At 70.3% G+C, this 25818-nt stretch carries 19 protein-coding genes; 7 read left to right on the top strand and 12 right to left on the bottom strand.

Annotated features, from left to right (window positions below; translation table 11 throughout):
- Positions 1-6 precede the first annotated feature (6 nt).
- From C7416_RS22905 to C7416_RS22880, 6 genes are all read right to left on the bottom strand, one after another.
- Positions 7-981 (bottom strand): AAA family ATPase, encoded by a 975-nt coding sequence (locus tag C7416_RS22905; RefSeq protein ID WP_111521051.1) that lies wholly within the window; start codon positions 979-981, stop codon positions 7-9.
- Entirely contained in the window at positions 978-3635 is a 2658-nt protein-coding gene (locus C7416_RS22900; RefSeq protein WP_111521050.1) for a fused MFS/spermidine synthase, read from the bottom strand. Before C7416_RS22900 ends, C7416_RS22905 begins: the two co-directional genes overlap by 4 nt.
- A 69-nt stretch (positions 3636-3704) precedes the next feature.
- Complete coding sequence (locus C7416_RS22895; protein ID WP_111521049.1) at positions 3705-5462, bottom strand: arylsulfatase; 1758 nt, start codon at positions 5460-5462, stop codon at positions 3705-3707.
- Between the two features lie 65 nt (positions 5463-5527).
- Positions 5528-6601 carry an HAD family hydrolase gene (locus C7416_RS22890; protein WP_111521048.1) on the bottom strand — a complete coding sequence of 358 codons (1074 nt, stop codon included), beginning with the start codon at positions 6599-6601 and terminating at the stop codon, positions 5528-5530.
- A gap of 58 nt (positions 6602-6659) precedes the next feature.
- Positions 6660-7892: a formylglycine-generating enzyme family protein gene (locus C7416_RS22885; protein ID WP_111521047.1), complete on the bottom strand. Its 1233-nt coding sequence runs from the start codon at positions 7890-7892 to the stop codon at positions 6660-6662.
- 134 nt (positions 7893-8026) lie between these two features.
- Entirely contained in the window at positions 8027-9175 is a 1149-nt protein-coding gene (locus C7416_RS22880; protein WP_111521046.1) for a BamA/TamA family outer membrane protein, read from the bottom strand.
- A gap of 213 nt (positions 9176-9388) precedes the next feature.
- Between C7416_RS22880 and C7416_RS22875 the strand changes: the two genes are divergently transcribed.
- Both C7416_RS22875 and C7416_RS22870 read left to right on the top strand, forming a co-directional pair.
- Complete coding sequence (locus C7416_RS22875) at positions 9389-10345, top strand: SphA family protein (protein ID WP_111521076.1); 957 nt, start codon at positions 9389-9391, stop codon at positions 10343-10345.
- A 232-nt stretch (positions 10346-10577) separates the two neighbouring features.
- On the top strand, positions 10578-11480 hold the full coding sequence (locus tag C7416_RS22870) for an acyltransferase (protein WP_111521075.1): 903 nt from the start codon (positions 10578-10580) through the stop codon (positions 11478-11480).
- 7 nt (positions 11481-11487) lie between these two features.
- On the opposite strand, the gene C7416_RS22865 is transcribed toward C7416_RS22870, so the two are convergent.
- From C7416_RS22865 to C7416_RS22855, 3 genes are read right to left on the bottom strand one after another with little or no spacing between them, the layout of a single operon-like run.
- Positions 11488-13365, bottom strand: a complete 1878-nt coding sequence (locus C7416_RS22865; RefSeq protein WP_111521045.1) for an NAD(P)-binding protein — start codon at positions 13363-13365, stop codon at positions 11488-11490.
- 7 nt (positions 13366-13372) lie between these two features.
- Positions 13373-14698: a c-type cytochrome gene (locus C7416_RS22860; protein WP_111521044.1), complete on the bottom strand. Its 1326-nt coding sequence runs from the start codon at positions 14696-14698 to the stop codon at positions 13373-13375.
- 13 nt (positions 14699-14711) lie between these two features.
- Positions 14712-14897 carry a DUF2970 domain-containing protein gene (locus C7416_RS22855; RefSeq protein ID WP_012352788.1) on the bottom strand — a complete coding sequence of 62 codons (186 nt, stop codon included), beginning with the start codon at positions 14895-14897 and terminating at the stop codon, positions 14712-14714.
- A gap of 160 nt (positions 14898-15057) precedes the next feature.
- Between C7416_RS22855 and C7416_RS22850 the strand changes: the two genes are divergently transcribed.
- Positions 15058-16473 (top strand): aminotransferase-like domain-containing protein, encoded by a 1416-nt coding sequence (locus C7416_RS22850; protein ID WP_111521074.1) that lies wholly within the window; start codon positions 15058-15060, stop codon positions 16471-16473.
- Here C7416_RS22850 and C7416_RS22845 read toward each other — a convergent pair.
- A complete protein-coding gene (locus C7416_RS22845; RefSeq protein ID WP_111521073.1) occupies positions 16470-17948 on the bottom strand; it encodes a glycine betaine ABC transporter substrate-binding protein in 1479 nt (492 codons plus the stop codon). The two genes, C7416_RS22850 and C7416_RS22845, sit on opposite strands and share 4 nt — an antisense overlap.
- Before the next feature lie 225 nt (positions 17949-18173).
- Here C7416_RS22845 and C7416_RS22840 point away from each other — a divergent pair, with 225 nt between their 5' ends.
- From C7416_RS22840 to C7416_RS22825, 4 genes are read left to right on the top strand one after another with little or no spacing between them, the layout of a single operon-like run.
- Entirely contained in the window at positions 18174-19184 is a 1011-nt protein-coding gene (locus C7416_RS22840) for a LysR family transcriptional regulator (protein WP_111521043.1), read from the top strand.
- Positions 19177-20643: an FAD-dependent oxidoreductase gene (locus tag C7416_RS22835; RefSeq protein ID WP_111521072.1), complete on the top strand. Its 1467-nt coding sequence runs from the start codon at positions 19177-19179 to the stop codon at positions 20641-20643. Before C7416_RS22840 ends, C7416_RS22835 begins: the two co-directional genes overlap by 8 nt.
- A 42-nt stretch (positions 20644-20685) precedes the next feature.
- Positions 20686-21231 carry a CMD domain protein gene (locus C7416_RS22830; protein WP_111521042.1) on the top strand — a complete coding sequence of 182 codons (546 nt, stop codon included), beginning with the start codon at positions 20686-20688 and terminating at the stop codon, positions 21229-21231.
- Positions 21228-21830, top strand: a complete 603-nt coding sequence (locus C7416_RS22825) for a peroxidase-related enzyme (RefSeq protein ID WP_111521041.1) — start codon at positions 21228-21230, stop codon at positions 21828-21830. The genes C7416_RS22830 and C7416_RS22825 overlap by 4 nt, the downstream gene beginning before the upstream one ends.
- A 190-nt stretch (positions 21831-22020) precedes the next feature.
- Here C7416_RS22825 and C7416_RS22820 read toward each other — a convergent pair whose 3' ends face one another.
- Together C7416_RS22820 and C7416_RS22815 are read right to left on the bottom strand one after the other, a co-directional pair.
- On the bottom strand, positions 22021-22362 hold the full coding sequence (locus C7416_RS22820) for a cupin domain-containing protein (protein WP_111521040.1): 342 nt from the start codon (positions 22360-22362) through the stop codon (positions 22021-22023).
- A 32-nt stretch (positions 22363-22394) separates the two neighbouring features.
- Complete coding sequence (locus tag C7416_RS22815) at positions 22395-25676, bottom strand: DNA translocase FtsK 4TM domain-containing protein (RefSeq protein ID WP_111521039.1); 3282 nt, start codon at positions 25674-25676, stop codon at positions 22395-22397.
- Positions 25677-25818: the final 142 nt, after the last annotated feature.

Here is a 25818-nt window from a genome sequence, read left to right as displayed (position 1 = left end):
GCTGGTTCAGGCCACCGCCACCTGCTGCACCAGGCGCTCGATCACGGCATCGGCGCCGACGCCGGCGGCATGCGCCTCGTACGACAGGATCAGCCGGTGGCGAAACACATCGCCGACCACGGCCTGCACGTCCTCGGGCGTGACGAAGTCGCGCCCGTGCAGCCACGCATGCGCGCGCGCCACCTTGTCCAGCCCGATCGAGCCGCGTGGGCTCACGCCCACCTGGATCCACTTGTCGAGATCGTCGTCGACAAGCTTGGGCGCGCGCGTGGCCTGCACCAGCGCGACAATGTAGCGCTCCACCGCCTCGCTGACATGGATGCCATGGATGGCCGCACGCGCGGCGAAGATGGCCTCGGGCGCGAGCCGCACCGGAGCGCTCGCGCCAGCCGCCGCGCCGCCCGCCTCTTCCGCGCGCGCCAGCCTGACGATGTCGGCCTCGGCCTGCGCTTCGGGATAGCCCACGCTGACATGCATCAGGAAGCGGTCCATCTGCGCCTCGGGCAGCGCGTAGGTGCCCTCCTGCTCGATCGGGTTCTGCGTCGCCATCACCAGGAACAGCGGCTCGAGCTTGTGGGTGGTGCCGCCGACGGTGACCTGGCGCTCTTCCATCGCCTCCAGCAGCGCCGCCTGGACCTTGGCCGGCGAGCGGTTGACCTCGTCGGCCAGCACCAGGTTGGCGAACACCGGGCCGGGCTGGAAGCGGAACTCGCCCTTGCCGCCTTCGGTGAAGTAGATCTCCGACCCGGTAATGTCCGCGGGCAGCAGGTCCGGCGTGAACTGGATCCGCGACAGCCGCGCATCGAGGTTGCGCGCCAGCATCTTGATGGCGCGGGTCTTGGCCAGCCCCGGCAGGCCTTCGACCAGCAGGTGGCCGTCCGCCAGCAGGCCCAGCAGCAGGCGCTCGATCATGCGCTGCTGGCCCACGATCGATTCGCCCATGCGCTGCTGCAGGGACAGGACGTCGTCGCGTGTGCTCATGGGGCGTTCCTTGGGGCGTTTTCCGGAGTCTCTGGTGCGGCCGGGGCGCGGCGGGCCTGGCCGCCGACGAACCAGGCGTAGTAGGGATTGTCGGGATCGGCGCGCATGGCCTGTGTGATATGGCTGGCCCACGCCTCGCGGTCGCCGCGGTAGGCGTCGAGGCCGGCGCGGTAGAACGTGTGCAGGATCTCGCGCTCGTGGCGCAGCTCGCGCCAGAAGGCATCGTCGGCGCCCGCCAGCGGCGGTTCGCTTTGCAGCGACAGCAGCCTCGACAGCGATTCCGGGAAGGCGTCGGGGCGGACCCACCCGGCATATTCGATGCGCGGGCGGTCATCGGTCACGGCCGGGGCATCGGCCGCATACCAGTCCAGCCCGGCGCGGTCGGTGACCCAGGTAGCCAGCAGCGCCGCCGCCGAGCGCACGCCCACCGCCTGCAAGGCCGCGGCGACCTCGGGTTGCGCAAAGCGCGCGCGGACCTGCGCCACATCCAGCGCCAGCGGCGACATCGAACCGACCAGCAGCATCTCGTGCAGCTCGGTGGTCCACAGCGTGGCGTGCGGGAACACATCGAGGAAGCTGCGCACCAGCATGCGTGTATCGGCGTCGTTCTGCGTCGGCAGCGGCAGCCACTGCGCCACCAGCCCGCCGGCTTGCAGCCGCGCCGCTGCGAGCCGGTAAAAATCGGTCGAATACAGGTTGGCGACGCCGGCGGCCGACGGCGGCGGCGGTTCCAGCGTGACCAGGTCGTAGCGCTGCGGGCTCTGCAGCAGCTCGCGTCGGCCGTCGCGCAGCCGGATCTCCACGCGCGGGTCGGTGGCGACGCCGAAATTCCCCTTGAAGCTGGGCACCGCGCGCGCGACCGGCGGCAGCAGCTCCGCCACCACGCGCCGCTCCAGCCCCCGCCACGCCAGCGTCGCGCCCGCCGTGATGCCGGTGCCGAGCCCGATCACCAGCGCCGACTTCGGCGTACCGTTGTGCACGATCAACGGCAGCAGCGCCTGCAGCCGCATATAGCGCTGCGAGGTCATGGCATCGCCGGAATTGGACACGCCCTGGATATAGAGTCGGCGGAAGCGGTTGGTGGCCGAGGCCTGCTCGACCACCGCCACGGTGGCGCCGCGCCCTTCCTCGTAGAACACCAGTTCGCCGCCGCGAGCCCGCGCCAGCAGCGTGGCGAGGCGGTCCGGCGGTGCCAGCGCGGCGGCGATCACCGCCAGCACGCCCAGCATCGGCACCGCCCAGCGCGCCGCCGGCCGCACCCCGCTGCCCAGCGCCACCGCCACCACGCCGACCACCGCCGCGGCGACCGCCAGCAGCGACAGCGTCCGCACCAGTCCCAGGTACGGCACCAGCACGAAGCCGGCCAGTGCCGTGCCGGCGATGCCGCCGAGCGTGTTGAGCGCGATCACGCTGCCCACGCCCGCGCCGATGCGCCGGCTGTCGACACTGACGCGCAGCACGAACGGAAACGCCGCGCCCAGCAGCAGCGTCGGCACGAACACCACCGTCAGCGCCGCCAGAGCAAAGCGCGCGCACGCCGCCAGCAGCGGACTCGCGGTCAGGCCCTGCACCCACGCCGACAGGCTGCCCTGTGCGCGCAGCAGCCATTCACCCAGCAGCACGAATTCGAGCAAGGCCATCAGCCCTGCCGCCGCCACCAGCAGCCCGAAGGCGCCCCACGGGTCGCGCACGCGGTCGGCATGGCGCGCGGCCAGCGCGCTGCCGATGGCGAGCCCGGCGAGGTAGGTGGCCAGCACCACGGTGAAGGCAAAGGTGCGCGTGCTGAGGAACTGCACGATGGCCTGTGACCAGACCACCTCGTAGCCCAGCGCGATGCCGCCGGCGGCGGCATACAGCAGCAGCGCGAGCCGGCCGTTGGCGACATCGCCGGCCGGAGCGGCATCGTGCGCTGCGTGGGCGCTGGCGGGAGCGGACGGGCGCGGTGCCCGCCGTGCCAGCAGCCACGCCGCCAGCGCCGCGACGCCGTTGAGCAGGCCCGCCGCGATGGCGCTGCCGAGGACGCCAAGCCCGGGCACCAGCACAAAGCCCGCCAGCAGCGTGCCGGCGATCGCGCCGGCGGTGTTGGCGGCGTAGAGCCTGCCACCGTGGGTGCCAACGCGGCCCGGGCGCGAGCCCAGCACGCGCATCAGCACCGGCAGCGTGCCGCCCATCGCGGCCGCCGGCAGGATCACCAGCACGAACGGCAACGCCCACGCCAGCAGGCCCACACGGCTTTCCAGCCAGGCAAACGGCGCGGCGGCCTGCGCCAGGGCCAGCGTCGCGCCGATGCCCAGCGCCAGCACCGCGATTTCCAGCCAGGCATAAAGCCGGAGCGGCTCACCATGGCGGTCGGCGATGCGGCCGAAGACCCAGCCGCCCAGTGCCAGGCCACCGAAGAATGCGCTCACGGCGGTGGTGACGGCGTGTACCTCGACGCCCACCACCAGCGCGAGCTGCCGGATCCACAGCACCTGGAACACCAGCCCCGCGGTGCCCGAGGCAAAAAGCAGCAGGGCAGGCACCAGCGCGGCGTCATGCCACGCCAGCTTGTCCTGCCCCGCCTGCGCGGCGGCCCGGGCGCCCTGCCCGCTGGTGGCCGTCGCATGCCGCACCTTATCCTTGCCGGAGCCTGCGCCGGCGCGCGCTTCTACCATGGTGCGATCCCTGTGGAATGGGCCAGCCGGCCTTTGCAGTGGAAGCCGGCTGGCCGGTCACGCCGGAGGCTACTTGCCGCCGGCCGCGCCCCTGTCGATCGACGACATCACCGCCTCGGTCATCTGGTCGATGGTGAAACTCGCCGGCCGCTGGCTGGGCGGGTAGTCCTTGAACGTCTGCAGGAACGGCGCCACCCGCGAGGACGCATAACCGATCATGTAGGCGTTCTTCGCGGTCCAGTCGTAGTACTGGTCCGAAACCGTATCGGCCCGCTCATAGGGGTCCATGCGCAGGTTGAATGCCTTGGGCACCCGCAGGCAGGTGAACGGATTGGCCCAGACCTGGAAGCCACCAGGCTGGCGCTGTTCGCAGAACACGAACTTCCAGTCGTTGTGGCGCATCGCCACCAGCTGGCCGTCATCGTTGAAGTAGAAGAAGTCCTGGCGCGGCCCGGTATTGGTCTGCCCGGTCAGGTAGGGCAGGAAGTTGTAGCCATCCAGATGCACCTTGAACGATTTGCCGCCGATGCTGGTGCCCTTGAGCAGGCGCTCCTTGATATCGGTATCACCGGCCGCGGCCAGCAGCGTCGGGAACCAGTCGAGCCCGGAGATCATCGTGGTGGACACCGTGTTGGGCTTGATCCGGCCCGGCCAGCGGATGATCGCCGGCACCCGGAACGCGCCTTCCCAGTTGGTGTCCTTCTCGCTGCGGAACGGCGTGGTCGCGGCATCCGGCCAGCTGAACTGGTTGGGGCCGTTGTCGGTGCTGTAGATCACGATGGTGTTGTCGGCAATCTTCAGGTCGTCGAGCGCCTTGAGCAGCTTGCCGACGTGGCCGTCGTGCTCGATCATGCCGTCGGCGTACTCGTTGCCGGGCATGCCGCTCTGCCCCCGCATCGACTCGCGCACGTGGGTGAACACGTGCATGCGGGTGGTGTTCATCCATACGAAGAAGGGCTTGTCGGCCTTCACCTGCTTGTCGATGAAGCCGATCGCCGCCGCCGTGGTCTCGTCGTCGATGGTCTCCATGCGCTTGCGGTTCAGCGGGCCGGTGTCCTGGACCTTGCCGTCGGCAAAGGAGTGGATCACGCCGCGCGGCGCGTTGGCCTTGACCCAGGCCTCGTCGTTCTTCGGATAGTACGGGCGCTCCGGCTCCTCCTCCGCGTTCAGGTGATAGAGGTTGCCGAAGAACTCGTCGAAGCCGTGCGCGGTGGGCAGGTACTCGTTGCGGTCGCCCAGGTGGTTCTTGCCGAACTGGCCGGTGGCATAGCCCAGCGGCTTGAGCGCCTGGGCAATGGTCACGTTCTGCGCCTGCAGGCCCACCGGCGCGCCCGGGATGCCGACCTTCAGCAGGCCCGTGCGCAGCCCGACTTCACCGGTGATGAAGGTGGAGCGGCCGGCGGTGCAGCTGTTCTCGCCGTAGTAGTCGGTAAACAGCATGCCCTCCTGGGCAATGCGGTCGATGTTCGGGGTGCGGTAACCCACCACGCCATGGCTGTAGGCGCTGATGTTGGTCTGGCCGATGTCATCGCCAAAGATCACCAGGATGTTCGGCTTCTTGCCCGAGGCGGCCGGTGCCGCCAGCGCGGGCGCGGAGGCCGCGGCAACCGGCGCGCTGGTCGCCACTGGCGGATTCTCGCGGGCCGGTACCGGTGCGGCCGCGCTCGGTGCCGGCGTCGCGGCGGGCGCCTGCGCCGCCGGCTGCTGCGCCTTTGGCGCGGTTTCCTTCTTGTCGCAGCCTGTCACCGCGACCACCACGGCGGCCACGGCCAGCAGCGCCAGCCTGGACCTCCGCCCTCTGACTATGCGTTCTTCAACTCTGTGCATGTCCCGCCTCCGTTCATTGACCCGTTACGGTCGGTTTGCCGCTGGTTTGCCGCTGATACGTGTGGTCATGGCTTGCCGGCCGGATAGACCTGCTGCCAGTCCCGCTTCATGCTGACCACCGTCCAGCCCTTGACGCGGGCCGCATCAAGGGCCTTGTCGAGCTTGCCCACCTTGGACTGGCGGTCATAGGCGAACTCGCGCTCGGCATCGTCGTGATGCACCAGTACTCCCAGGCGCGGGCCTTCGCCGCCCGTGGTGTACTCCAGCATCTGCAGGTCGCCGTCGGAGTTGCCCACGGCAAGGATGGGCCGGCGGCCGATATGGCGGTAGATGCCGACCGGCTTGCCCGGCCCGTCATCGATGAAGTCCAGCTTGGGGTCGCGCACCAGCACCGGCTTGCCGTCGCGCACCTGGTAGCGCACCGCCTGCGAGGAGCCGATCACCTGTTCGGGCGGGATGCCGTAGATGGCCTGGCTCCACGGCCGCATGAAGTCGATGGTGCCGCCCGAGACAATGTAGGTCTTGAAGCCATTGGCGCGCAGGTAGGACAGCAGTTCCAGCTGCGGCTGGTACACCAGTTCGGTGTAAGGCCGGTTGAATTTGGGATGCCGGGACTTTGCCAGCCAGTCGCGGATGGTGCGGTCGTACTCGTCGACGGTCATGCCGCTGTTGGCCCTGGCGATCAGCGTGGCCAGCTGCTTCTCGTTGCGCATCAGGCCCTGCATGTCGTTGGCCATCAGCGCCTTGAAGGCCGGGTTGTTGCGCCACTCCGGGTGCTGCGGCGACGCGGCGCGGATCTGGTCGAGCAGGAAGAAGAACTGGAAGTACAGCGGCTGCTCGCTCCACAGCGTGCCGTCGTTGTCGAACACGGCCACGCGCTCGTCGGGCGGCACGAAGCCTGGCGAGCCCGGTCGCGTCACGTCGGCGACGAACTTCAGCAGCGCCTGCCGCGTCGCGCCGTCGCGCCACGACGGCAGCGCCGTTGCCGGGGCCTGCGCGGACTGTGCGGCCGCGTCCTGGGCCGCGGGGGCGGTGGCGGAGGTCGAGCAGCCGGCCAGCGCCAGGCCGGCCAGCGCCAGCGCGGCGATGGCCTTGCGCGTGTGGCTGGCAAGGATTGCGGGAGGCGCTGCCATGGTCATATTGCTCGCTCCTGACGCGGGTTGTGCTGCTGGAAAGAATCGTGGTCCGCGCGCGTCGTCAGCGCGCTGCGGGCCCGGCGTGGCCGGTCATGGCCACCGGTGGCCGGCGTTGCATTTCCGCCCAGCGGCCTTCGTCCATCACCAGGCGGAAGCCGAGGTGCGACATGCTGTTGAAGGGATCGGTGCCGCGCCGTGCGCTGGGGCGGTAGCTCAGGCAGAAATCCTCGTTGCACAGGAACGAGCCGCCGCGCGTGACGCGCTTGGGCGCGTTGACCGGCACCCCCGGTTCGGACGGGTCCCACGACGCCAGCGGGCCCGCCGGGTTTTCGATCGGCTGCGCCTTGCCGGCTTCGCGCCGGAACTGGTCGGCCCGGTACCAGTCCGCGACCCACTGCCAGGCATTGCCGGTCATGTCGGCAAGGCCGTAGCCGTTGGGCGGAAAGGTGCCGACGGGGCTGGTGCCCAGCGCGCCGCCGGCCTTGGGGCTGACCACGGGGAACGGCTGGTTCTGCTGCCCCTGCCAGACATTGGCCATCTGCCTGCCGTCGGGGGCAAACTGCTCGCCCCAGGCATAGGTCGCCTGCTCGAGCCCGCCGCGCGCCGCGAACTCCCATTCCGCCTCGGTCGGCAGCCGCTTCCCGGCCCACTTGGCATACGCCTGTGCGTCTTCGTATGAAACCTGCACCACCGGGTGGTTGTCCTTGCCCTCGATCGAGCTGCCGGGGCCGGTCGGATGGCGCCAGTCGGCGCCGGGCACATAGCGCCACCAGCGCGAATAGTCCTGCAGCGGCACCGGCCGCGGCGTGCCGACGAAGACCATGCCGCCCGCGACCATGGCGCTGTCGGGCGGGCGCGGCGTGCCGGGCGGCAGCTGCACGCGCAGGGTTTCCCAGTCGGGGGCGCGCTCGGCGGTGGTGACATAGCCGGTGGCTTCGACGAACTTGCGGAATTCCGCGTTGGTGACGTGGTGCTGGTCCATCCAGAACGCATGCACGCGCACCTTGTGCGCCGGTTTTTCATTGGGCTGCGCCATCTTGCTGTCGCTGCCCATCAGGAATTCGCCTCCCGGCACGCGCACCATGCCGGCGGGACCGTTCTTGCCATCGCCGATGACAATCGCGGGCGCGGCCGGGGTCCGTCCCTTCAGATACCAGTAGCTGCCACCGAGGCCGGCCGCGAGCCCCACACCGAGCAGGCCGGCCAGCAGCCACGCCCGCCTGCCGCCGCGCCGTGCGGCCGCCAGGGCCGCTGGGCCCGCACCGGGATTGCCGCTATCACGTGGTCCGCTCATTCCATGTCTCTGTATGCAAAACACTGCGCCGATCAGCGAAAACAATGATCTCAGATGGGTTTGGCAATCAGAAGTCAGCTTTTTATGATTTCCGGCAGCAGTGAATTAAGTTTTTTTCTCATTCCGCTGTCGCCTCAGCGCCAGGCGCTGCCCACCTGGATATAGAACGCGTTCTGGCCCTTGCTGTGCGCCACATCCACGCCGATCGACACCCCCAGCTTGCGCGCGATCATGTAGCGAAAGCCCGCGCCGACGCTGTAGATGTTCGAGGCATCGGAAAAATCGTGCCAGCGCCCATAGGCCTTGCCGACACCGGTAAAGCCCAGCAGCGACCAGCGCGGGGTCACATCCCAGCGCAATTCCATTTCCGCGGCGAGCGCGTTGCGGTCCTGGTAGCGCCCCTTCTGCACGCCGCGCAGGTCGACGTAGGGCTGCGCATAGAACGGCACGTCGCCGCTGGAAAAGCGCGTATCGGCGCGCAGGCCGAGGATCACGGTGCGCGCCAGCGGCAGCCAGGTAAAGCCGCGCGCGTTGTACATGTCGAACGACTGGGTACTGCCGAAGCCGCCGCGTGCGAACTGCGCCTCGAGTTCGGCATAGCTGCCGCGGGTGGGATAGAAGATGTTGTCGCGCGAGTCGTAGTCGACCACCAGCCCGGCCTTGCCGATGCGCTGGTTCCGGTCGAAGCTGCCCAGCTCGCCGGCATCGCCAAACCTGAAGGTCGCGGTCGAATCGAAATACACATAGCGCGGGCCCACGTACCAGCGGGTGTCGGCGATGCGCACCAGCAGCTGCTGCACCAGGAACACCCCGCGCAGCGCATAGGCGCGCGGCTGGTTGCGCAAGCCGTAATAGTCGAGGTTGGCATCGACCTTGGCCAGCGCGCCGAGATAGCGGTAACGGTCGCCGTCCCAGGTGTGGAAATGCGCGACGCCGGCGCCCCAGGTGCCATTCTCGGTATACGCGCCGCCGATGCCGGTGATGTTGGGCGGCGCCGGGCCCTTGCCGCTGGCCCTGGCGCTGGCGGCCGAGTCGGCCATCGATTGCGAGAAGAACATCAGCCCGAGGCCCGCACCATAGCCGACCGCGGGCTCGGTGATGATGGTGGGCACGGGCAGCGCGCCGCTGTGGTTGAGCAGGAAGTCGCTCATGTCCAGCGCGCCGTCTTCGGGGTCGAAGAACGACAGCGGCTTCTTCTCGCCAGCCGCGTCGGCCTGCGCCCATGCGCCGCAGCACCAGCACAAGGGCAGTGCGAACATCAGCGCGGCAAGGCGTCTTTTCATGGTGGGACGAATCATCGGCAAGCATCATCGCCGAGTGGATTCGGCCTTGTGAAGTAAATATTTGCGATGCCGTAATGAAAGTTTTGGCGAGCTTTTTTTGCGTGTTTTCGCGCCAACAGTGACGCGGGGGTTTGCTGCTAGTATGCAATGTCGAAAAACCGGCGCGGGCGCCGACCGCGTGCCCTGCCCGGTCTGTCCTACCTGTTGATGCCCATGCCAAAAACCCTCGCACAACGGCTTGCCTTGACTGCACCGCTGCTGTTGGCCTGCGCCGGCGCCCACGCCACCGAAGGCGCGCTCGGACGTCCCGTGACCGGCACCAGCGTGCTGCCCAACGCGGGGGTGGTGTCGCCCGAGCCGGCACTGATCGTCAATGTCGGCGAGATCTACCTCGACGGCTCGATCGGCGGCAGCCGCACGGTGCCGATCGCGGGCAAGGCCTCGGCCGGCATCGACGGCAAGATCGCCTTCACCCTCGCGACCGTGATGAAAGTGTGGGATACCGACACCGGCGCCTGGAACTTCGCCTCCAGCTTTACGCTGCCCTATGTGTGGACCAAGGTCACGGCCAACCTTGCCGTCAGCGGCCGCGGCGTCAGCACCCAGGACACCGCCTCCAACCTATTCGACATCTCGTTCGCGCCGCTCATCGCGGGCTACCATTTTTCCAAGACCGAACACGTGGCGCTGAGCCTGAACGTGTGGGCGCCGACCGGCAAGTACGATGCCAACGCCCTGGCCAATCCCAGCCTCAACAACTGGACCTTCATTCCGCAGGTGGCCTATACCAAGCTGTTCCCCGAACACGGGCTGGAGTTCGATGCCGTCGCCGGCATCCAGTTCTACACCCGCAACCACGCCACCGATTACCAGAACGCGCCGCTGTTCACGCTCGACACGATGCTGCTCAAGCGCTTTGCCAACGGCGCCGGCGTGGGCCTGATCGCCGGCACCACGCAGCAGCTGGGCGACGACAGCGGGCCGCTGGCGGACCGGCTGAACGGCTTCCGCGGCCACGACTGGGCGGTGGGGCCGATCGTCACCTACGACACCAAGATCGGCGCCAAAAGCCTACTGTCGCTGAGCCTGCGCTGGGTGCCGTCGGTGGCGAGCAAGAACCGGCTGAAGAGCACCAATACCTTCATGGGCACGGCGACGCTGGTGTTCTGAAGGCATCACGCGTTAACTTGAGATACCCACGAGCCAGCGTCCGCGTTGATCAAGCGCAAGCTCCAATTCCTTTCCTGCCTGCAAACTGGCGCCCATGACGACGTTGCCCTCTTCTTCCCCCGCTTCCACCGCTTCCACCGCTTCCACCGCTTCCACCGCCTGCCCAGCTTCCCCTGACGCCAGCCAGCCCGCCTCCGCCATCCCCGCCGTGCGGCCACGCCGCCGGGCGTTGGTGCCGCGCGGCCGCTTCGCCTTCGTCACCGGCATCCTGAGCTGGACCCTGCTGATCGCCAGCACGCTGTTCTGGTGCGCGCTGCTGTTTCCGCTGGCGCTGCTGAAGCTGGCGCTGCCGTTCGCCGCGGCCAGGCGCCGCATCGACCCGCTGCTCAACGGCATCGCCACCGCCTGGATCTCTGGCAACACCGGCTGGTTCGCGTGGATCCAGCGCGAGCCCTGGGACATCCGCGGCAACGAGGGCCTGCGCTATGCCGACTGGTACCTGGTCAACTGCAACCACCAGTCGTGGGCCGATATCTTCGTGCTGCAGCGGGCGCTGAACCGCCGCATCCCGCTGCTGAAGTTCTTCCTGAAGCAGCAGCTGATCTATGTGCCGGTGATCGGCCTGGCCTGGTGGGCGCTGGACTTCCCGTTCATGAAGCGCCACGGCAAGGCCGAGCTGCGGCGCAATCCGGCGTTGCGGCACCAGGACCAGGAAACCGCGCGGCGCGCCTGCGCCAAGTTCTCGCTGGTGCCGACCAGCGTGATGGTGTTTGCCGAAGGCACGCGCTTTACCGAGGCAAAGCGTGCCGCGCAGGCTTCCCCCTACCGCCACCTGCTCAAGCCCAAGGCCGGCGGGCTGGCGGTGGCGCTGAACGCGATGGGCGACAAGTTCCGCTCGCTGATCGATGTCACCATCGTCTACCCGCAAGGCGCGCCGGGCTTCTGGGACCTCGCCTGCGGTCGCGCCGGCCCGGTGCTGGTGCGGATGCGCCAGCTGCCGGTGCCGCCGTCCTTCTGCAACGCCGACTACGGCAGCGACAAGGCCTTTCGCACCGAATTCCACCACTGGCTGGCACGCCAGTGGGAAGCCAAGGATGCGGAGATCGACGCGCTGACGCCGCCGCGCCGCGATTGAGCGGGCGCTAGCCGGGCAGCCGCTCGATGGCGCGCTTGCCCTGCGCCACCGCCGCCGTCAGCGAAGGGCTGCCGGCGTTGTCGCTGTTGGCGATGCTGATGTTGCCGACGCCGGCCAGCCCCGGCCACGCCACGTCGGGCGCCACGTTCTCGCCGGCCAGGCTGTCGGGCATGTAGCTGTAGCCGTGCGCCCAGCGGTTGACAGTAATGCCCCGGATCACGTCCTTCGAGGCAAAGCCCTGGTGTCCGAGCATGCGGTCGAGCTGGGCGCGGATGTCGCGCTCCATCGCGTCGAAGGGCGTGCCCAGCAGCAAGGCACGGCCGGCGCGGAATCGGTCGCGCGCCGGCATGCCGCTGTCGGGCACGGTCGGCACATAGAGCATGTGCAGCACCGCCGGGTCGGACGGTTCCCGGCCCGCCGGCGGCTCCAGCCACAGATCGGTGTAGGGCATCGCCGGCGCATGGATGCGGCGCGTGCGCAGCGCGGCAAACGCCTGCCAGTGGTCCAGTGCCACCTTGGTATAGACCAGCGGCGCCTTGGCCTCGTTGTGCAGGGTGGCCTTCTGCTGCGCCGGCAGCGACGGCAACAGGTACGGGATCATCATGTTGTAGCCGGCCAGCACCACGTGGCGCGCCTCGACCCGGTGCAGGTTGCCGCTGAAGCCATAGGTGACGCGCGTGATCGGGCCGTCGGGCTCGACCGCGATCGCGGTGCTGTTCAGGCGCAGCCGCACCGGATCGCCTTCGCGGTCCAGGCGGCTGTAGTCGAACGCGGCCGCTACCACCTGCGCCGGCGCGCCCACGCGCGCCACGCCGGGGATCAGGCTCTGCACCAGCAGCCGCGCCAGCGCGGCATTGCCATCGGCAAACCACAGCCGCGACGCGGGCGACTTGCCCAGCCGCGCATTGCCCGCCGGCGCCGGCATGTTGGCGCCTGCAGGCAGGCCGATGGCGATGGCGTCGGCCACCGAGATGCCGTCGGCATCGAGCGCATAGGCATCGAGGCTGCGGCTGCGCAGGAAGCGCTGCCCGGCCAGGCCGATGCCGGCCTGGTCGCGCAGGAAGGCGGCATAGCGCATGGTTCGCAGCGCCGCGCTGCGTTCGGCGCCGGACAGCGCCGGCAGGTAGTCGGTGGTACCGGCGGCCAGCCGCGCCAGCGCGGCGCGGTCCGCCGCGGGCAAGGGCGCGCTGTCCAGAAAGCGCGACAGCGCCGCCGGATCGGGGCCCCCCGCGGGGCCGCCCGCGCGCGCGCCGCTGCGCGCGTCGATCGCTTCGCCGAAGGGATCGCCCGCCACCCACTGGTCGCGCCCGAAGTGCTCGGCATTAAAGAACACCGCCCGGCCCATGCCGAGCTCGGCATAAGGGTCAGGGGCGACGGCCGCGGGCGGACGCGCGGCATCGAGCCCGAGCCCGGCCAGCAGCTCGCGCACCGCGGCGTCGCCGGCCGCGCTCGCCGGCATCTCGGCGCTGCCGCCATAGGTCACCAGCCGCTTGCCGCGCACCGTGAATTCGTTGCGCTTGGCGTGGCCGCCAAAATCGTCGTGGTTATCCAGGATCAGGATGCGGCGATTGGCGCCGAAGCGGCGACGGTAGAACCACGCCGCCGCCAGGCCGCTGAGGCCGCCGCCGACCACCACCAGGTCAAAGGCCTCGCGCGCCAGCACCGCGGGATACTTCGCGCCTTCGCGCGCCAGGCTGTGGGCCAGTGTGTAGGTGCCGGCATGGTTGCCGCGCAGCCCGGTCAGCGCCGGCGGATAGGCGGCGGACGGCGTGGCAGCGGACGGCGCGCCCGCGCGCGGCTGCGCGTGCAGCAGCTGCACCGGCGCCAGCCCCGCGGCAATGGCCAGCGCGGTGCCGTTGAGGAAGTCTCTTCGGGTGATCGTCATCGGCGGCTCATGGTTGGGCGTCGGCCTGGCGCTGCGCGGCCAGGGCCCGGCGCCGCGCGGCCACCTCGGCCTCCGCCACCGGCGCGGCGCGGTTGCCCCAGCTGCCGCGGATAAAGGTCAGCACATTGGCCAGCTCCTGGTCGTCCAGGGTCCAGCCATAGCCGGGCATGTGGTAGTCCGACGGCGCGGTCGCCACGCGTGCGGTCACGGCGCCGTCGAGCAGCAGGTTGACCAGCGATGCCGGATCCGGATCGGCCACGGTCGGGTTGCCGGCCAGCGGCGGAAAGACGCGGGCGAAGCCCTTGCCGTCGGCACCATGGCACGGCATGCAGAACACCGCGTACTGGCGCGCGCCGGGCAGGTCGAAGCGGCCCTGCCGCAGCTGCTGCGCGGTGGCGGGATCGTGCCGGAACGGCTTGTCTTCGCCGCGCGCGCCAGGCAGGGACTTGAGGTAGGCGGCGACCGCGTCCAGGTCGGCCGGGCTCATGTACTGGGTCGCGGTGGAAACCACCGTCGACATCGGGCCGAACGAGGTCGCGTGCGCGTTGCGCCCGGTGCGCAGGAATTCGGCGATGTCCGCGCGCGACCAGGCGCCCAGCCCGGTGACCTGGTCGCCGGTCAGGTTGGTGGCCGACCACCCTTCGACGCTGGCCCCGGCCAGGAAATGCCGGCTGCGCTCGTCCAGGCCCTTCTCGGCGAACAGCGTGCCGCGCGGCGTATGGCAGGCGCCGCAATGCGCCACCGCCTGCACCAGGTAGGCGCCGCGGTTCCAGGCGGCGTCGCGCGCCGGGTCGTTGCGGACCGGGTCGTCATCGAGAAACAGCACGTTCCACACCGCCAGCAGGCCGCGCATGCCGAACGGCCAGCGCATCTGCGGCGCGGGATTGCGCTGCGCCACCGGCGCCACCTCGGCGCGCAGGTAGGCGTACAGCGCCGCCACATCGTCCTTCTGCATGCGCGCGTACGACGGGTACGGCATGGCCGGATACAGGCGCTTGCCGTCGCGCGCGACGCCATGGCGCACGGCGCGGTCGAACTCGGCCAGCGTGTAGGCGCCGATGCCGCTGCCGGCATCGGGCGTGATATTGGTCGAATAGAGCGTGCCGACCGCGGTGCGGATCGGCAGCCCGCCGGCAAAGGGCTTGCCGCCGGTGCTGGTATGGCAGGCGGCGCAGTTGGCGATGCGTGCCAGGTAGCGGCCGCGCTCGACCTGCTGCGCGTCGCCGGCGGCCTGAGCCAGGCCCGCGGGCAGCAGCACGGCCAGCGTCAGCCCGGCCAGCTGGCGCAACGCGCGGGAGAAAGCAAGGCCACGCCCGTGGAAAGGGAAGCGCATGGATGCAGTCAGCTCATGCCGCCGACACGGCCCAGTTGGCCGCCAGCACCAGGCAGGCCACCAGTCCGGCGGCGACGGCGACGCCGGTCACGATCAGCGGCACCGGGCGCAGGTTGTCCAGGTCGCGCTGGTGCTCGCTGCCCTGGCGCAGGCCGAAGAAGCCCCACAGCACGGTCCGCAACAGCCTCAACGGGTTCATGGCATTTCCTCGCACAACGGCAACGGGTATTGGAACGATGGGCCGATTATGGCCCGTCGCCGCCAGCCATACCAGCATCAGATAACTGGAAAAATTACGTATCAGTTGGTTGCGCCCGGGCGATAATCCCCTGACCGCCGCCGCCCTGCCCCCCCTCACCATGAAACGGTACGAAGCCCTCGCCGAAACCCTGGCCGCCGATATCCGCAACGGCAGCCTGCCCCCGGGCACGCGCCTGCCGTCGATCCGCAAGACCGTGGCCCAGTACGGCGTCAGCCCGTCGACCGCGTTCCAGGCCTATTACCGGCTGGAAGAGCGCGGGCTGGTGCGGGCGCGCGAGCGCTCCGGCTACTACGTGGCGGGGCCGGCGCGGCGCGAGCTGCCGCAGCCGCAGGCGCGCCCGTCGCGGCAGGTGTCGACGCAGGTGGACATTTCCAAGCTGGTGTTCGCCGTGCTCGAAGGCGCGCGCGACCGCGAGCTGGTGCAGTTCGGCTCGGCCTTTCCGTCGCCCGAGCTGTTCCCGTGGGAGCGGCTGGGCAAGTCGCTGGCGCGCGCCGGCCGCGCGCTCGACCCGTGGTACTCGGTCAACGACCTGCCGCCCGGCAATGCCGCGCTGCGCCGCCAGATCGCGCTGCGCTACCTGGGGACAGGTGCGCCGCAGCCGGCCGAGGACCTGGTCGTCACCAACGGCGCGCTCGAGGCGCTGAACCTGTGCCTGATGGCGGTGACGCAGCCGGGCGACGTGGTCGCGATCGAATCGCCCGGCTTCTATGCCTCGCTGCAGGCGCTGGAGCGGCTGCGGCTCAAGGCCGTCGAGATCCCGGTGGATCCCGCCGAAGGCATCGACCTGGGCGCGCTCGACACCGCGCTGTCGCGCCATCCGGTCAAGGCGTGCTGGTTCATGACGCAGTTCCAGAACCCGCTCGGCGCGAGCATGTCGGAGGACAAGAAGAAGGCGCTGGTGGCCCTGCTGGCGCGCCACCAGGTGCCGCTGATCGAGGACGACGTCTATGGCGAGCTCTACTTCGGCAACCGCTGCCCGCTGCCGGCCAAGGCCTTCGATACGCACGGGCTGGTGATGCATTGCAGCTCGTTCTCCAAGACCCTGGCACCGGGTTTCCGCATCGGCTGGGTCGCACCGGGCCGCTTTGGCGAGGCGATCCAGCGGCTCAAGCTGATGACCACGCTGTCGGCCGGCGTGCCGACGCAGGTGGCGCTGGCCGAATACCTGCAGCACGGCGGCTACGACAAGCACCTGCGCAAGCTGCGCCACGTGCTGGAGATGCAGCAGGGCCGCATGATCGACGCGATCGGCCAGCATTTCCCGGAAGAGGTGCGGGTGTCGCGTCCGGACGGCGGCTATTTCCTGTGGGTGGAGTTTGCCGCGGGGTTCGATGCGCTGGCGCTACATCATGCCGCGCTGGAAGCCGGCATCGGCATCGCGCCGGGACCGATCTTCTCGGCGCGGCAAGGCTACCGCAACTGCATCCGGCTCAACTACGGCCACTTGTGGAACGACGAGGCCGAGGCCGCGGTGGCCACGCTGGGGCGGCTGATCGCGCAGCAGGCCGGCTAGCGCGCGTCGCGCCGGCGGCGCAACGCCCACTCCAGCGCCTCGAACGCGGCCTGCACCACTAGCGCCAGCACCGCGGCCGGGATTGCGCCGGCCAGCAGCAGCGTGGTGTCGTTCAGCGCCAGCCCGGTGGCGATGCGCTCGCCGAAACCGCCGGCGCCAACGAATGCCGCAATGGTGGCCGTGCCCACGCTAATGATGGCCGCGGTCTTGACGCCGGCCAGCAGCACCGGCAACGCCAGCGGCAGCTCCACGTAGCGCAGCACCTGCGCGCCGCGCAGCCCGAGCGCGCGCGCCGCGTCGCGCATGCCCTGCGGCACCTGCTCCAGCCCGGTGGCGGTATTGCGCACGATCGGCAGCAGCGCATAGAGAAACAGCGCCACCATCGCCGGCCACACGCCGATGCGGCCCAGCAGCGGGATCAGCATCGCCAGCAAAGCCAGCGACGGCACCGTCTGCAGCACGCTGACCGCGCCCAGCACCGCCTGGCCGGTGCGCCGGCGCCGCGCCGCCAGCATCCCCAGCGGCACGCCCACCAGCGTCGCGGCGCCGACCGCGCCCGCGACCAGCCCGACATGGCGCCGCGCCAGCCGCGCGGTGTCGGGGCCGAACAGCGCGGCCAGCAGCCGGCTGCGCTGTGCGTCAGCGACATTTGCTGCCTGCGCTGCGCCACCGTCCAGGAAGGCGCGCGCGATCGCGGCGAACGGCTGGCCGTCTAGCTCCGCCGCCGCGTTCATCGCGATCATGTCGTCGGCGCTGACGCGCCCGGCCAGCCGTTGCAGCGCCTGCCACGCCTGCGGGAAGCGCTGCGGCACGTCGAGCCGGTAGACCACCACGGCGTCGTAGCGCGGAAAGTAATGCCGGTCGTCCGTCAGCACGCGCAGCCGGTACTTGCGGATCTTGGCATCGGTGGAATAGATGTCGATGGCGTCGACCTGCCCCGCCGCCAGCGCCTCGTAGGCAACGCCGTGGTCGAGACCGAGCGGGCGTTGCGGCAAGGCATAGCGGCTGGCCAGCCCGGGCCAGCCATCGGCGCGGCCGAGGAACTCGTGCGACAGCCCGAGCCTGAGCGCGGGCTGCGTCGCCAGATCGCTCAAGCGCTGCAACGACCCCGCGCGGGCGTCGGACACGGCCAGCGCATAGGTGTTCTCGAATCCCAGCGGAATCGCCGCGCCCAGCCCCAGCGGCGCCAGCGCGCGCCGGATCTGGTCGAGGCCCGCGCCGGGCGGCAGCTTGAGGACTTCGGCGGCCAGCGTGCCGGTGTAGTCGGCGTAGAGATCGATGCTGCCGGCCTTCAGCGCCGCGAACACGATCGCGGTGTTGCCCAGGCCGGGCTGGTGCTGCGCGGTGCCGGGCGGCCCTGCGGCCTGGCTCAGCAGTTCGCCAAGGATGTATGACTCGGTGAAGCGCTTGGAACCGACGCGCAGCGGGTCCGCCGCGCGGGCCGGCAGGCTCGTCGCCAGTGCCGCAGCCAGCACCCAGGCCACGGCGAAACCGAGCCGGTGCCACGCCCTCCCCCTTGCCTGACTTCCACGAATCCCGGCCAACACGTCCGTCCCGATCTGGCGCCGGTGTGCGCCCGGCATCGCTACATCATAGGCCGCGTATGAACTTATCCCGAAATAGTATTTGCATTTCGCATGTTGAAGGCGTCAGAATCCAGTTTAGACATAGAACCCGGTAGCGCGCCCCGTCCCGACTCCATGGAAATCCGGCAACTGGAAGCCTTCGCCGCAGTCGTCACCACCGGTAGCGTCACCGCCGCCGGGCGGCTGCTCGGTCGCTCGCAGCCGGCGATCACGCGACTGATCCAGGAGCTGGAGGCCGAACTCGGTTTCGCCCTGTTCACCCGCAGCGGCCCGCGCGTGAGCCCGACCGAGCAGGGTTTCCTGCTCTACGACGAGGTCGAGCAGACGCTGGCGGGCATGCAGCAAATCCGCACGCGCGCAGCGGCGCTGGCGCGCGGCGATGGCCGGCCGCTGCGCATCGCCGCCACCCCGGCGCTGGCCGCGGGCCTGCTGCCGCCGGCGCTGGCGCTGGCCTTCGCGCGCGGACTGTGCGCGCCGGAGCGCGTGGCGGTGCAGAGCCAGTCGCCGGAGCAGGTAGTGCACGCCGTGCTGACCGGTGCCGCCGACATCGGCCTGAACAGCCTGCCGCTGGAGCATCGCGGCGTGACCGTGCACTGGATCGGACAGTCCGCCTGCGTGGCGGCGCTGCGCGCCGACGACCCGCTCGTGGCGCAGCCCGCCATCGCGCTGCAGGACTGCCGCGGCCGCCGCCTGATCACCATGCACAACCCCTACCGGCTGCGCCGCCGCGTCGACCGCGCGCTCGCCGCCGCCAACGTTCCGGCGGCCGGGGTGATCGACACCAACACCTCGATCAGCGCCCTGACCCTTGTGCGCGCCGGGCTCGGCATCGCCTTGCTGGAGCCGGTGACCGCGCGCGGGCTGCCGCTGACCGATATCGCGGTGCTGCCGATCGATGCCGATATTCCGTTCTTTTTCGGGGTAATCACGCCGCAGGCGCGCCCGGCCAGCACCGCCGTGCAGGGGCTGGTGCAGGCGGTGGCCGACGCCGCTGCCGCGCTGCTGCCCGACCTGGTGCGGCGCGAGCCCGCCGAACACGGCGCGCTGCTGCAATCGCTCTATGGCGATGCCAGCGAAGACGCTGACACGCTCTCACACGATGCCGGACTTCCAAGCCATGACTGAACTATCCGCTCCCACCCCTACAGGCCTGGCCGCCCTCGAAGCCCGGCTGCGCCAGGACCTGTCCTGGCTGGAGCTGCCCGCCAAGGCCTGGACCATCCCGCGCAGGGTCGACGGGCAGGAGGTGCTCGACGTCGCCGTGATCGGCGGCGGCATGGCAGGCCTCGCGGCAAGCGCCACGCTGACCCACCTGGGCGTGCGCGTGCGCGCCTTCGACCGCGCCCCGGCGGGCTATGAAGGCCCGTGGGCCACCACCGCGCGCATGGAGACGCTGCGCTCGCCCAAGCAACTGACCGGCCCCGCGCTGGGCCTGCCGGCACTGACCTTCCGCGCCTGGTTCGAGGCCCAGTTCGGCGAAGCCGCGTGGCAGGCGCTGGACAAGATCCCGCGCCTGCAATGGATGGATTACCTGCGCTGGTACCGCCAGGTGCTGGCGCTGGATATCCGCAACGAACACGAGATCGAGCGGATCGTGCCGCGCCCCGACGGGCTGGTGGCGCTGTCGATGCAGACGCCGGCCGGCCCGCTCACGGTGCTGGCGCGCCGCGTGGTGCTGGCCACCGGCCGCGACGGCCTCGGCGGCGCCTATGTGCCGCCGGTGGCGGCCGCGCTGCCGCGCCACCTGTGGGCGCATTCGTCGGACCAGATGGACTACGCCGCGCTGCGCGGCAAGCGCGTAGGCGTGGTCGGCGCCGGCGCCTCGGCCATGGACAGCGCCGCGACCGCGCTGGAGGCCGGCGCCGCCAGCGTCGAGATGCTGATTCGCCGCGCCGACATTCCGCGCGTCAACAAGAGCAAGGGCGCCGGCAACCCGGGCCTGACCTTCGGCCACTACGGCCTGCCCGACGCCTGGAAATGGCGCCTGCGCCATTACATCAACAGCCAGCAGGTGCCGCCGCCGCGCGGCAGCACGCTGCGCGTGTCGCGCCATGCCAATGCGTACTTCAACCTGGGCGCCGCGCTGGAAGCGATCGAGGCGCAGGGCGACGTGCTGCACGTGCGCACCCCGCGCGGCGAGTTCGAACTGGACTTCCTGATCTTCTCCACCGGCTTCCGCATCGCGCTGGAAACGCGCCCGGAGTTCGCCGCCTTCGCCCCGCATATCCGGTTCTGGCGCGACCGCCATGCGCCGCCCGCGGGCCAGGAAGACCGCGAGCTGTCCGATTCGCCCGACCTCGGCGAAGCCTTCGAATTCCAGGAAAAGACCCCCGGCGCCTGCCCGGGCCTGACGCGCATCCACTGCTTCTGCTATCCGGCGGCGCTGTCGCACGGCACCGTCTCCGGCGACATCCCGGCGATCAGCGACGGCGCGCGCCGGCTTGGCCAGGGCATTGCCGCGCGGCTGTACCAGGAAGACATCGAGCTGCACTACGCCGCGCTGCAGGCCTATGCCGAGCCCGAGGTCTTCGGCGACGAATGGGTGCCGGCGCCGCCGCCGGCGCTGCGCACCGCCAAGGCCTGAATCCCCGAACCGACTCCCGACCCAACCCAGACAGAACGTCCGATGACCCAGCCCCCGACTTCCGCGGTCGACCTGATCGACCAGCTCACCGGCCTCGCGCCGGGCAGCGCCACCCACACCCTGCGGCACCAGCGCGACAAGGTCGTGGCCGCCACCCAGGGCAGCTACGATGCCCTGTTCGATCCCGACCTGCCTGGCCTGTCGCTGGCGGAACGGCTGCTGGTGGCGCTGTACGCCGCCCGGCTGACGCCGTCGCCGGCACTGGCCGCGCACTACCGGGGCCGGCTCGAGCAGCTCGGCACCGATGCCGGCCAGATCCGCGCCGCGGCCGAGGGCACGCCCGCGGACGTGGCCGAGCCGCGCCTGCGCGCCATGCTCGAATTCACCCGCAAGCTGATCGAGAAACCGGTCGAGGGCGACCAGGCCGCGCTGCTGGCGCTGCCGGCCGCTGGCCTTAGCACCCCGGCGGTGGTCACGCTGGCGCAGCTGGTCGCGTTCCTGTCGTACCAGGTGCGGCTGGTGGCCGGACTGGGCGCACTGAAAGCCCTGCAAGCCCTGAACGACAACCCCGCCGGAGCCCAGGCATGAGCGAAATCATCAAATCCCACGGCTTCACCAACGAAGTGCTCGACTGGAAGGCATGGCTGGACGTGGTCGACCTCGACCAGGCCACGCCCGAGCAGATCGCCGTGCTCGAAGAGAGCCACCCCAAGGCCAAGGTGCAGGACTACTACCGCTTCCTGGTCCACCAGCCCGAGATCCTGCGCCAACGCTCGACCGCCTTCAACGCCATCATGTACGCGCCCGGCGGCATGCCGCGCGCCGAACGCGAGCTGTCGACCACGGTGGTGTCGCGCATCAACGGCTGCGTCTACTGCGCCTCGGTCCACGCCCAGCGCTTCGAACAGCTGGCCAAGCGCAACGACGTGATCCGCCAGGTGTTCGACGACCCCTACAGCGCCGGCACCACCGCGCGCGAACGCGCCATCGCGAAATTTTCGGCGGAGCTGACCGAGCGGCCGGCCGAAGTCACCGCCGAACAGCTCAAGCCGCTGCGCGAGGCCGGCGTGACGGACGCGGAGATCCTGGACCTGATCCACTCGATCGCGATCTTCGCGTGGGCGAACCGGCTGATGCTGAATCTGGGGGAACCTGTGTTTCCGCAGGAGCAGGTGGCGGTCGGTTAACCAAGGCCAGGAGCGCACGCATAAGCTCCCCTCTCCCGCGCGCGGGAGAGGGGTGGGGGAGAGGGCCGGAGTTTCAACGAAGTCAAGCGAGTCGGTATGCCAGCGCCTGCCCTCTCCCCCGGCCCCTCTCCCGCAAGCGGGAGAGGGGAGCAAACCGCCGCGCATCGCAAGCGCGCGCAGCTTGCACGTCCTAGCCTTCGCCGCTCCCATAATGCATCGCCAGCCAGACTGTGGGCTGCGTTGCATCAGTCCACGCCACCCGATGGCGGCAATGCGCCGGCAGGTGCAGCCAGTCGCCAGGCCGCATCGTATGCAACCTCGGCTGGCCCTCCAGTTCAAGCGCGGCACGGCCACTCAACAGCAGCACCCACTCCGCCTCCGCGCTGTCGTACCAGAAGCCCTCCGGGCTGGCCTGGCCGTTGGAGACGATGCGCTCGATGCGCAGGCCCGGGCGTTGCAGCAGCGGCTCGAAGATTTCCTGCGCGGCGCCGGCCGGGACGCCGGCGAGCAGGTTTCCGTGTTCAGGCTGCATGCTGACTCCTTCGGGCCGTGGTGGCGGTCCGCTCAGTCGGCCGGCCCGGGCGCGAGCACGTCGCGCGCGCCGTTGCGGCCCATCGGCGAGACCAGTCCGGCCACTTCCATCTGCTCGATCAGCCGCGCCGCGCGGTTGTAGCCGATGCGCAGCTGCCGCTGCACCGCCGAGATCGAGGCGCGGCGGCTGGTCAGCACGAAGCTGGCGGCCTCGTCGTAGAGCGGGTCGGCCTCGCCGTCGCCGCCGCCGTCGCCGAACAGGTCAGCGCCGCCGGCCTCGGCCGGGTCGCCGGCGAGGATGGCCTCATCGTAGTCGGGCTCGCCGAACTGCTTCCAGTGCTCGACCACGCGGTGCACCTCGTCGTCGGCGACAAAAGCGCCATGCACGCGCTGCGGATAGCCGGTGCCCGGCGGCAGGAACAGCATGTCGCCCTGGCCGAGCAGGCTCTCGGCGCCCATCTGGTCGAGGATGGTGCGCGAATCGATCTTGGACGAGACCTGGAACGCCACGCGCGTGGGGATATTGGCCTTGATCAGGCCCGTGATCACGTCAACCGACGGGCGCTGCGTGGCCAGGATCAGGTGGATGCCGGCGGCGCGCGCCTTCTGCGCCAGGCGCGCGATCAGTTCCTCGATCTTCTTGCCGGCGACCATCATCAGGTCGGCCAGTTCGTCGATCACCACCACGATCATGGGCAGGCGCGACAGCGGCTCGGGCGCGTCAGGCGTCAGCGAGAACGGGTTGGGCACCTTCTGCCCCGCGGCCTCGGCGGCACGGATCTTCTGGTTGTAGCCGGCCAGGTTGCGCACGCCCAGCGCCGACATCAGCTTGTAGCGCTTTTCCATTTCGCCGACGCACCAGTTGAGCGCGTGGGCGGCCTGCTTCATGTCGGTGACCACCGGCGCCAGCAGGTGCGGGATGCCCTCGTAGACCGACAGCTCCAGCATCTTGGGGTCGATCATGATCAGGCGCACGTCTTCCGGCGTGGCCTTGTACAGCATCGACAGGATCATGGCGTTGACCGCCACCGACTTGCCCGAGCCGGTGGTGCCGGCGACCAGCAGGTGCGGCGCGCGTGCCAGGTCGGTCACCACCGGGTTGCCGGTGATGTCCTTGCCCATCGCCAGCACCAGCCGCGAATGATGCGCCTGGAACGAGGCGGCGTTGACGATCTCGGACAGCCGAATCATCTGCCGGCGCGCGTTGGGCAGCTCCAGCCCCATGCAGGTCTTGCCCGGAATGGTCTCGACCACGCGGATCGAGGTCACGCCCAGCGCCCGCGCCAGGTCCTTCATCAACCCGACCACCTGCGCGCCGCGCACGCCCATGGCGGGCTCGACCTCGAAGCGGGTGATCACCGGGCCGGCGCCCGCGCCGACCACGGCGACCGGCACCTTGAACTCGGCCAGCCGCTGTTCGATCAGCTCGCCGGTTTCGCGCAGGCGTTCTTCCGACACCTGCTCGGCACTGTCGACTTCGCATTCCAGCAAGTCCGACGGCGGCAGGCGGTAGTCGACCACGGGACGCGGCGCCGGTGGCGTCACCGGCGCGGGCGGCGTCGCGGCTGCCAGCGGCACGGTGCGGCCAACCACGGCGGGCAGCACGATGCGGGGCTTGGCGGGGGGCGGGCTGTCTGGCGCGACGTCGACGGGTGCCTGGGCTTCAGCGGATGTAGCAGCTTCGACGGTCCCGGCGGCTTCCACCGCATCGGTTGCGTCGGCTACATCGGCCAGGTCGACGGCCGGCAAGTCCTCCGGCTCGACGGCTTCGCCGACCAGATCGTTGCCGTCCATCAGGGCGCCTTCCGTGCCGGCGTCTTCGGCCGTGACCAGCGCCACGGCCTCGGGCTCGGGCTCGCCGCCCTCCTCCATCGCGGAACTTGCCACGGCATGGGCTACGGCGACGGCCTCGGCGTCGTGATCAGGCGCGCTTGCTTCGTGTTGCTGAGCGGTCTCGCCCGTGTGTTCCGGCACGCCGGCCAACGGAGCTTCAACTTCCGCTTCAATGAGGGCTTCCGGCGCGGCGTGTGCCGGCGGCTGTGTCGCAACCGGGTCGGGCTCTGCAGCGTTCACGTCGATGGCCGGATCCGCGGCCGCTTCGGGCATGGCTACCGGCAACTGGTCCGAAGCCGGGTCAGCCGACTGCACTGTCGCGGGCTTGCCTGCCAGGGCCTGCAACTCGGCCAGCAGGTCGAGCGCTTCCTGCCGGAGCGCGGCCAGCGATGGGGCATCGCCATCCAGCGCAAGGGGTTCGGCCGGGGCGGCGGTAACAGCGTCGTCCACCGGAACGGAAGGAATGGCTGGCGCCGCCGGCACGATTTCCGGTTCTGTTGTGGGCTCGGTCTCGGGTGCGGCGATTGCCTGCGCTGGCGCAACGGCATCCGGTTCGACGCTGGAAGCCGCCTGCATGGCGACAGCGATCTCGGCCGGAGCGGCGGCAGTGGCGGTGACAGCGGCGGCGGTGGTCGGCACCGCGGACGCGGCGGCGGGCTTCGCGGACGCTTCCGGCAGCGTCGTGATCGCCGAACGGACCAGCGGCTGCGGCTGGCGGAACGGGCTGCTGACCACAGTGCCGCGCAGCGGCTGTGCCGGTCGCGGCGCGGAAGCCGGTGCGGGGGCGGCGGCGGCCGGCTTGCGTGCCGCCGGCTGGGCGGGGCGCGTTGCCGGCGCGGCGGCTGCCGGCGCTGGCTGGGGGGCACGCACCGGCCTGGGCGCGCCCGGCGCGTCGGCATGATGCAGCCAGAGCTCGCCAGGCTGCGGCGGCGATTCACGGGTGCGGCGCGGCGGCTGCCAGGCCGGCTGGCGGCGCGCGGAGACGGCTTCAAAACTGCGATGGCGCGGCGCGGGCGCGGTCCAGCCGGGGTGGCCCGCCGCCGGTGCATCGCGGCGCTCGGCCTCGCGCAGCGGCTGGGTGGCGGCGAAGGTCACCGGCGCCTCCTCGGGCACCGTGGCGGGCGCGGCGGCGCGGCGCGGCTTGCGCGCGAACAGGCTGCGCCAGGTCTCGCCGAACACCATCGGCGCGGCCAGTGCCAGCACGCCCAGCATCAGCAGCAAGGCGCCGGTCCAGCCGAACAGGTTGCCGAAGCCGCCGGCCAGCGCGCGGCCGACGCCGCCGCCGGCGCTCGATTCGGGATCCGCGCCGCTGGTCAGTGCCTCCAGGCTGGCGCTCGCGCACAGCACCGCCAGCGTGCCCAGCCATACGCGCAGCGAGCCAGGCCCGGCCAGGCGCCGCTCGCCGGCCAGCCAGCGCGTCACCAGCCGCCACAGCAGCGGTACTATCCAGAAAGTCGAAAACCCGAACCAGCCCAAACCCATTATCGACATGCCATCTTCAAAACACCGGGCAGCGATTGTAGCGGTTATGACAGTCGGCGATTGAATCGGAAAGCGCAAATATTCGTAACGCGGCGCTTTTTCAACGCCATTGCGCAACGATGCCAGGGCGATCGCGGGCCTA

This window comes from Cupriavidus phytorum, assembly GCF_003254285.1.
In the GTDB taxonomy this organism is placed as follows: Bacteria; Pseudomonadota; Gammaproteobacteria; order Burkholderiales; family Burkholderiaceae; genus Cupriavidus; species Cupriavidus phytorum.
Note: the sequence above shows the minus strand (reverse complement) of the source record. Positions and strands in the feature narration are given on the sequence as shown.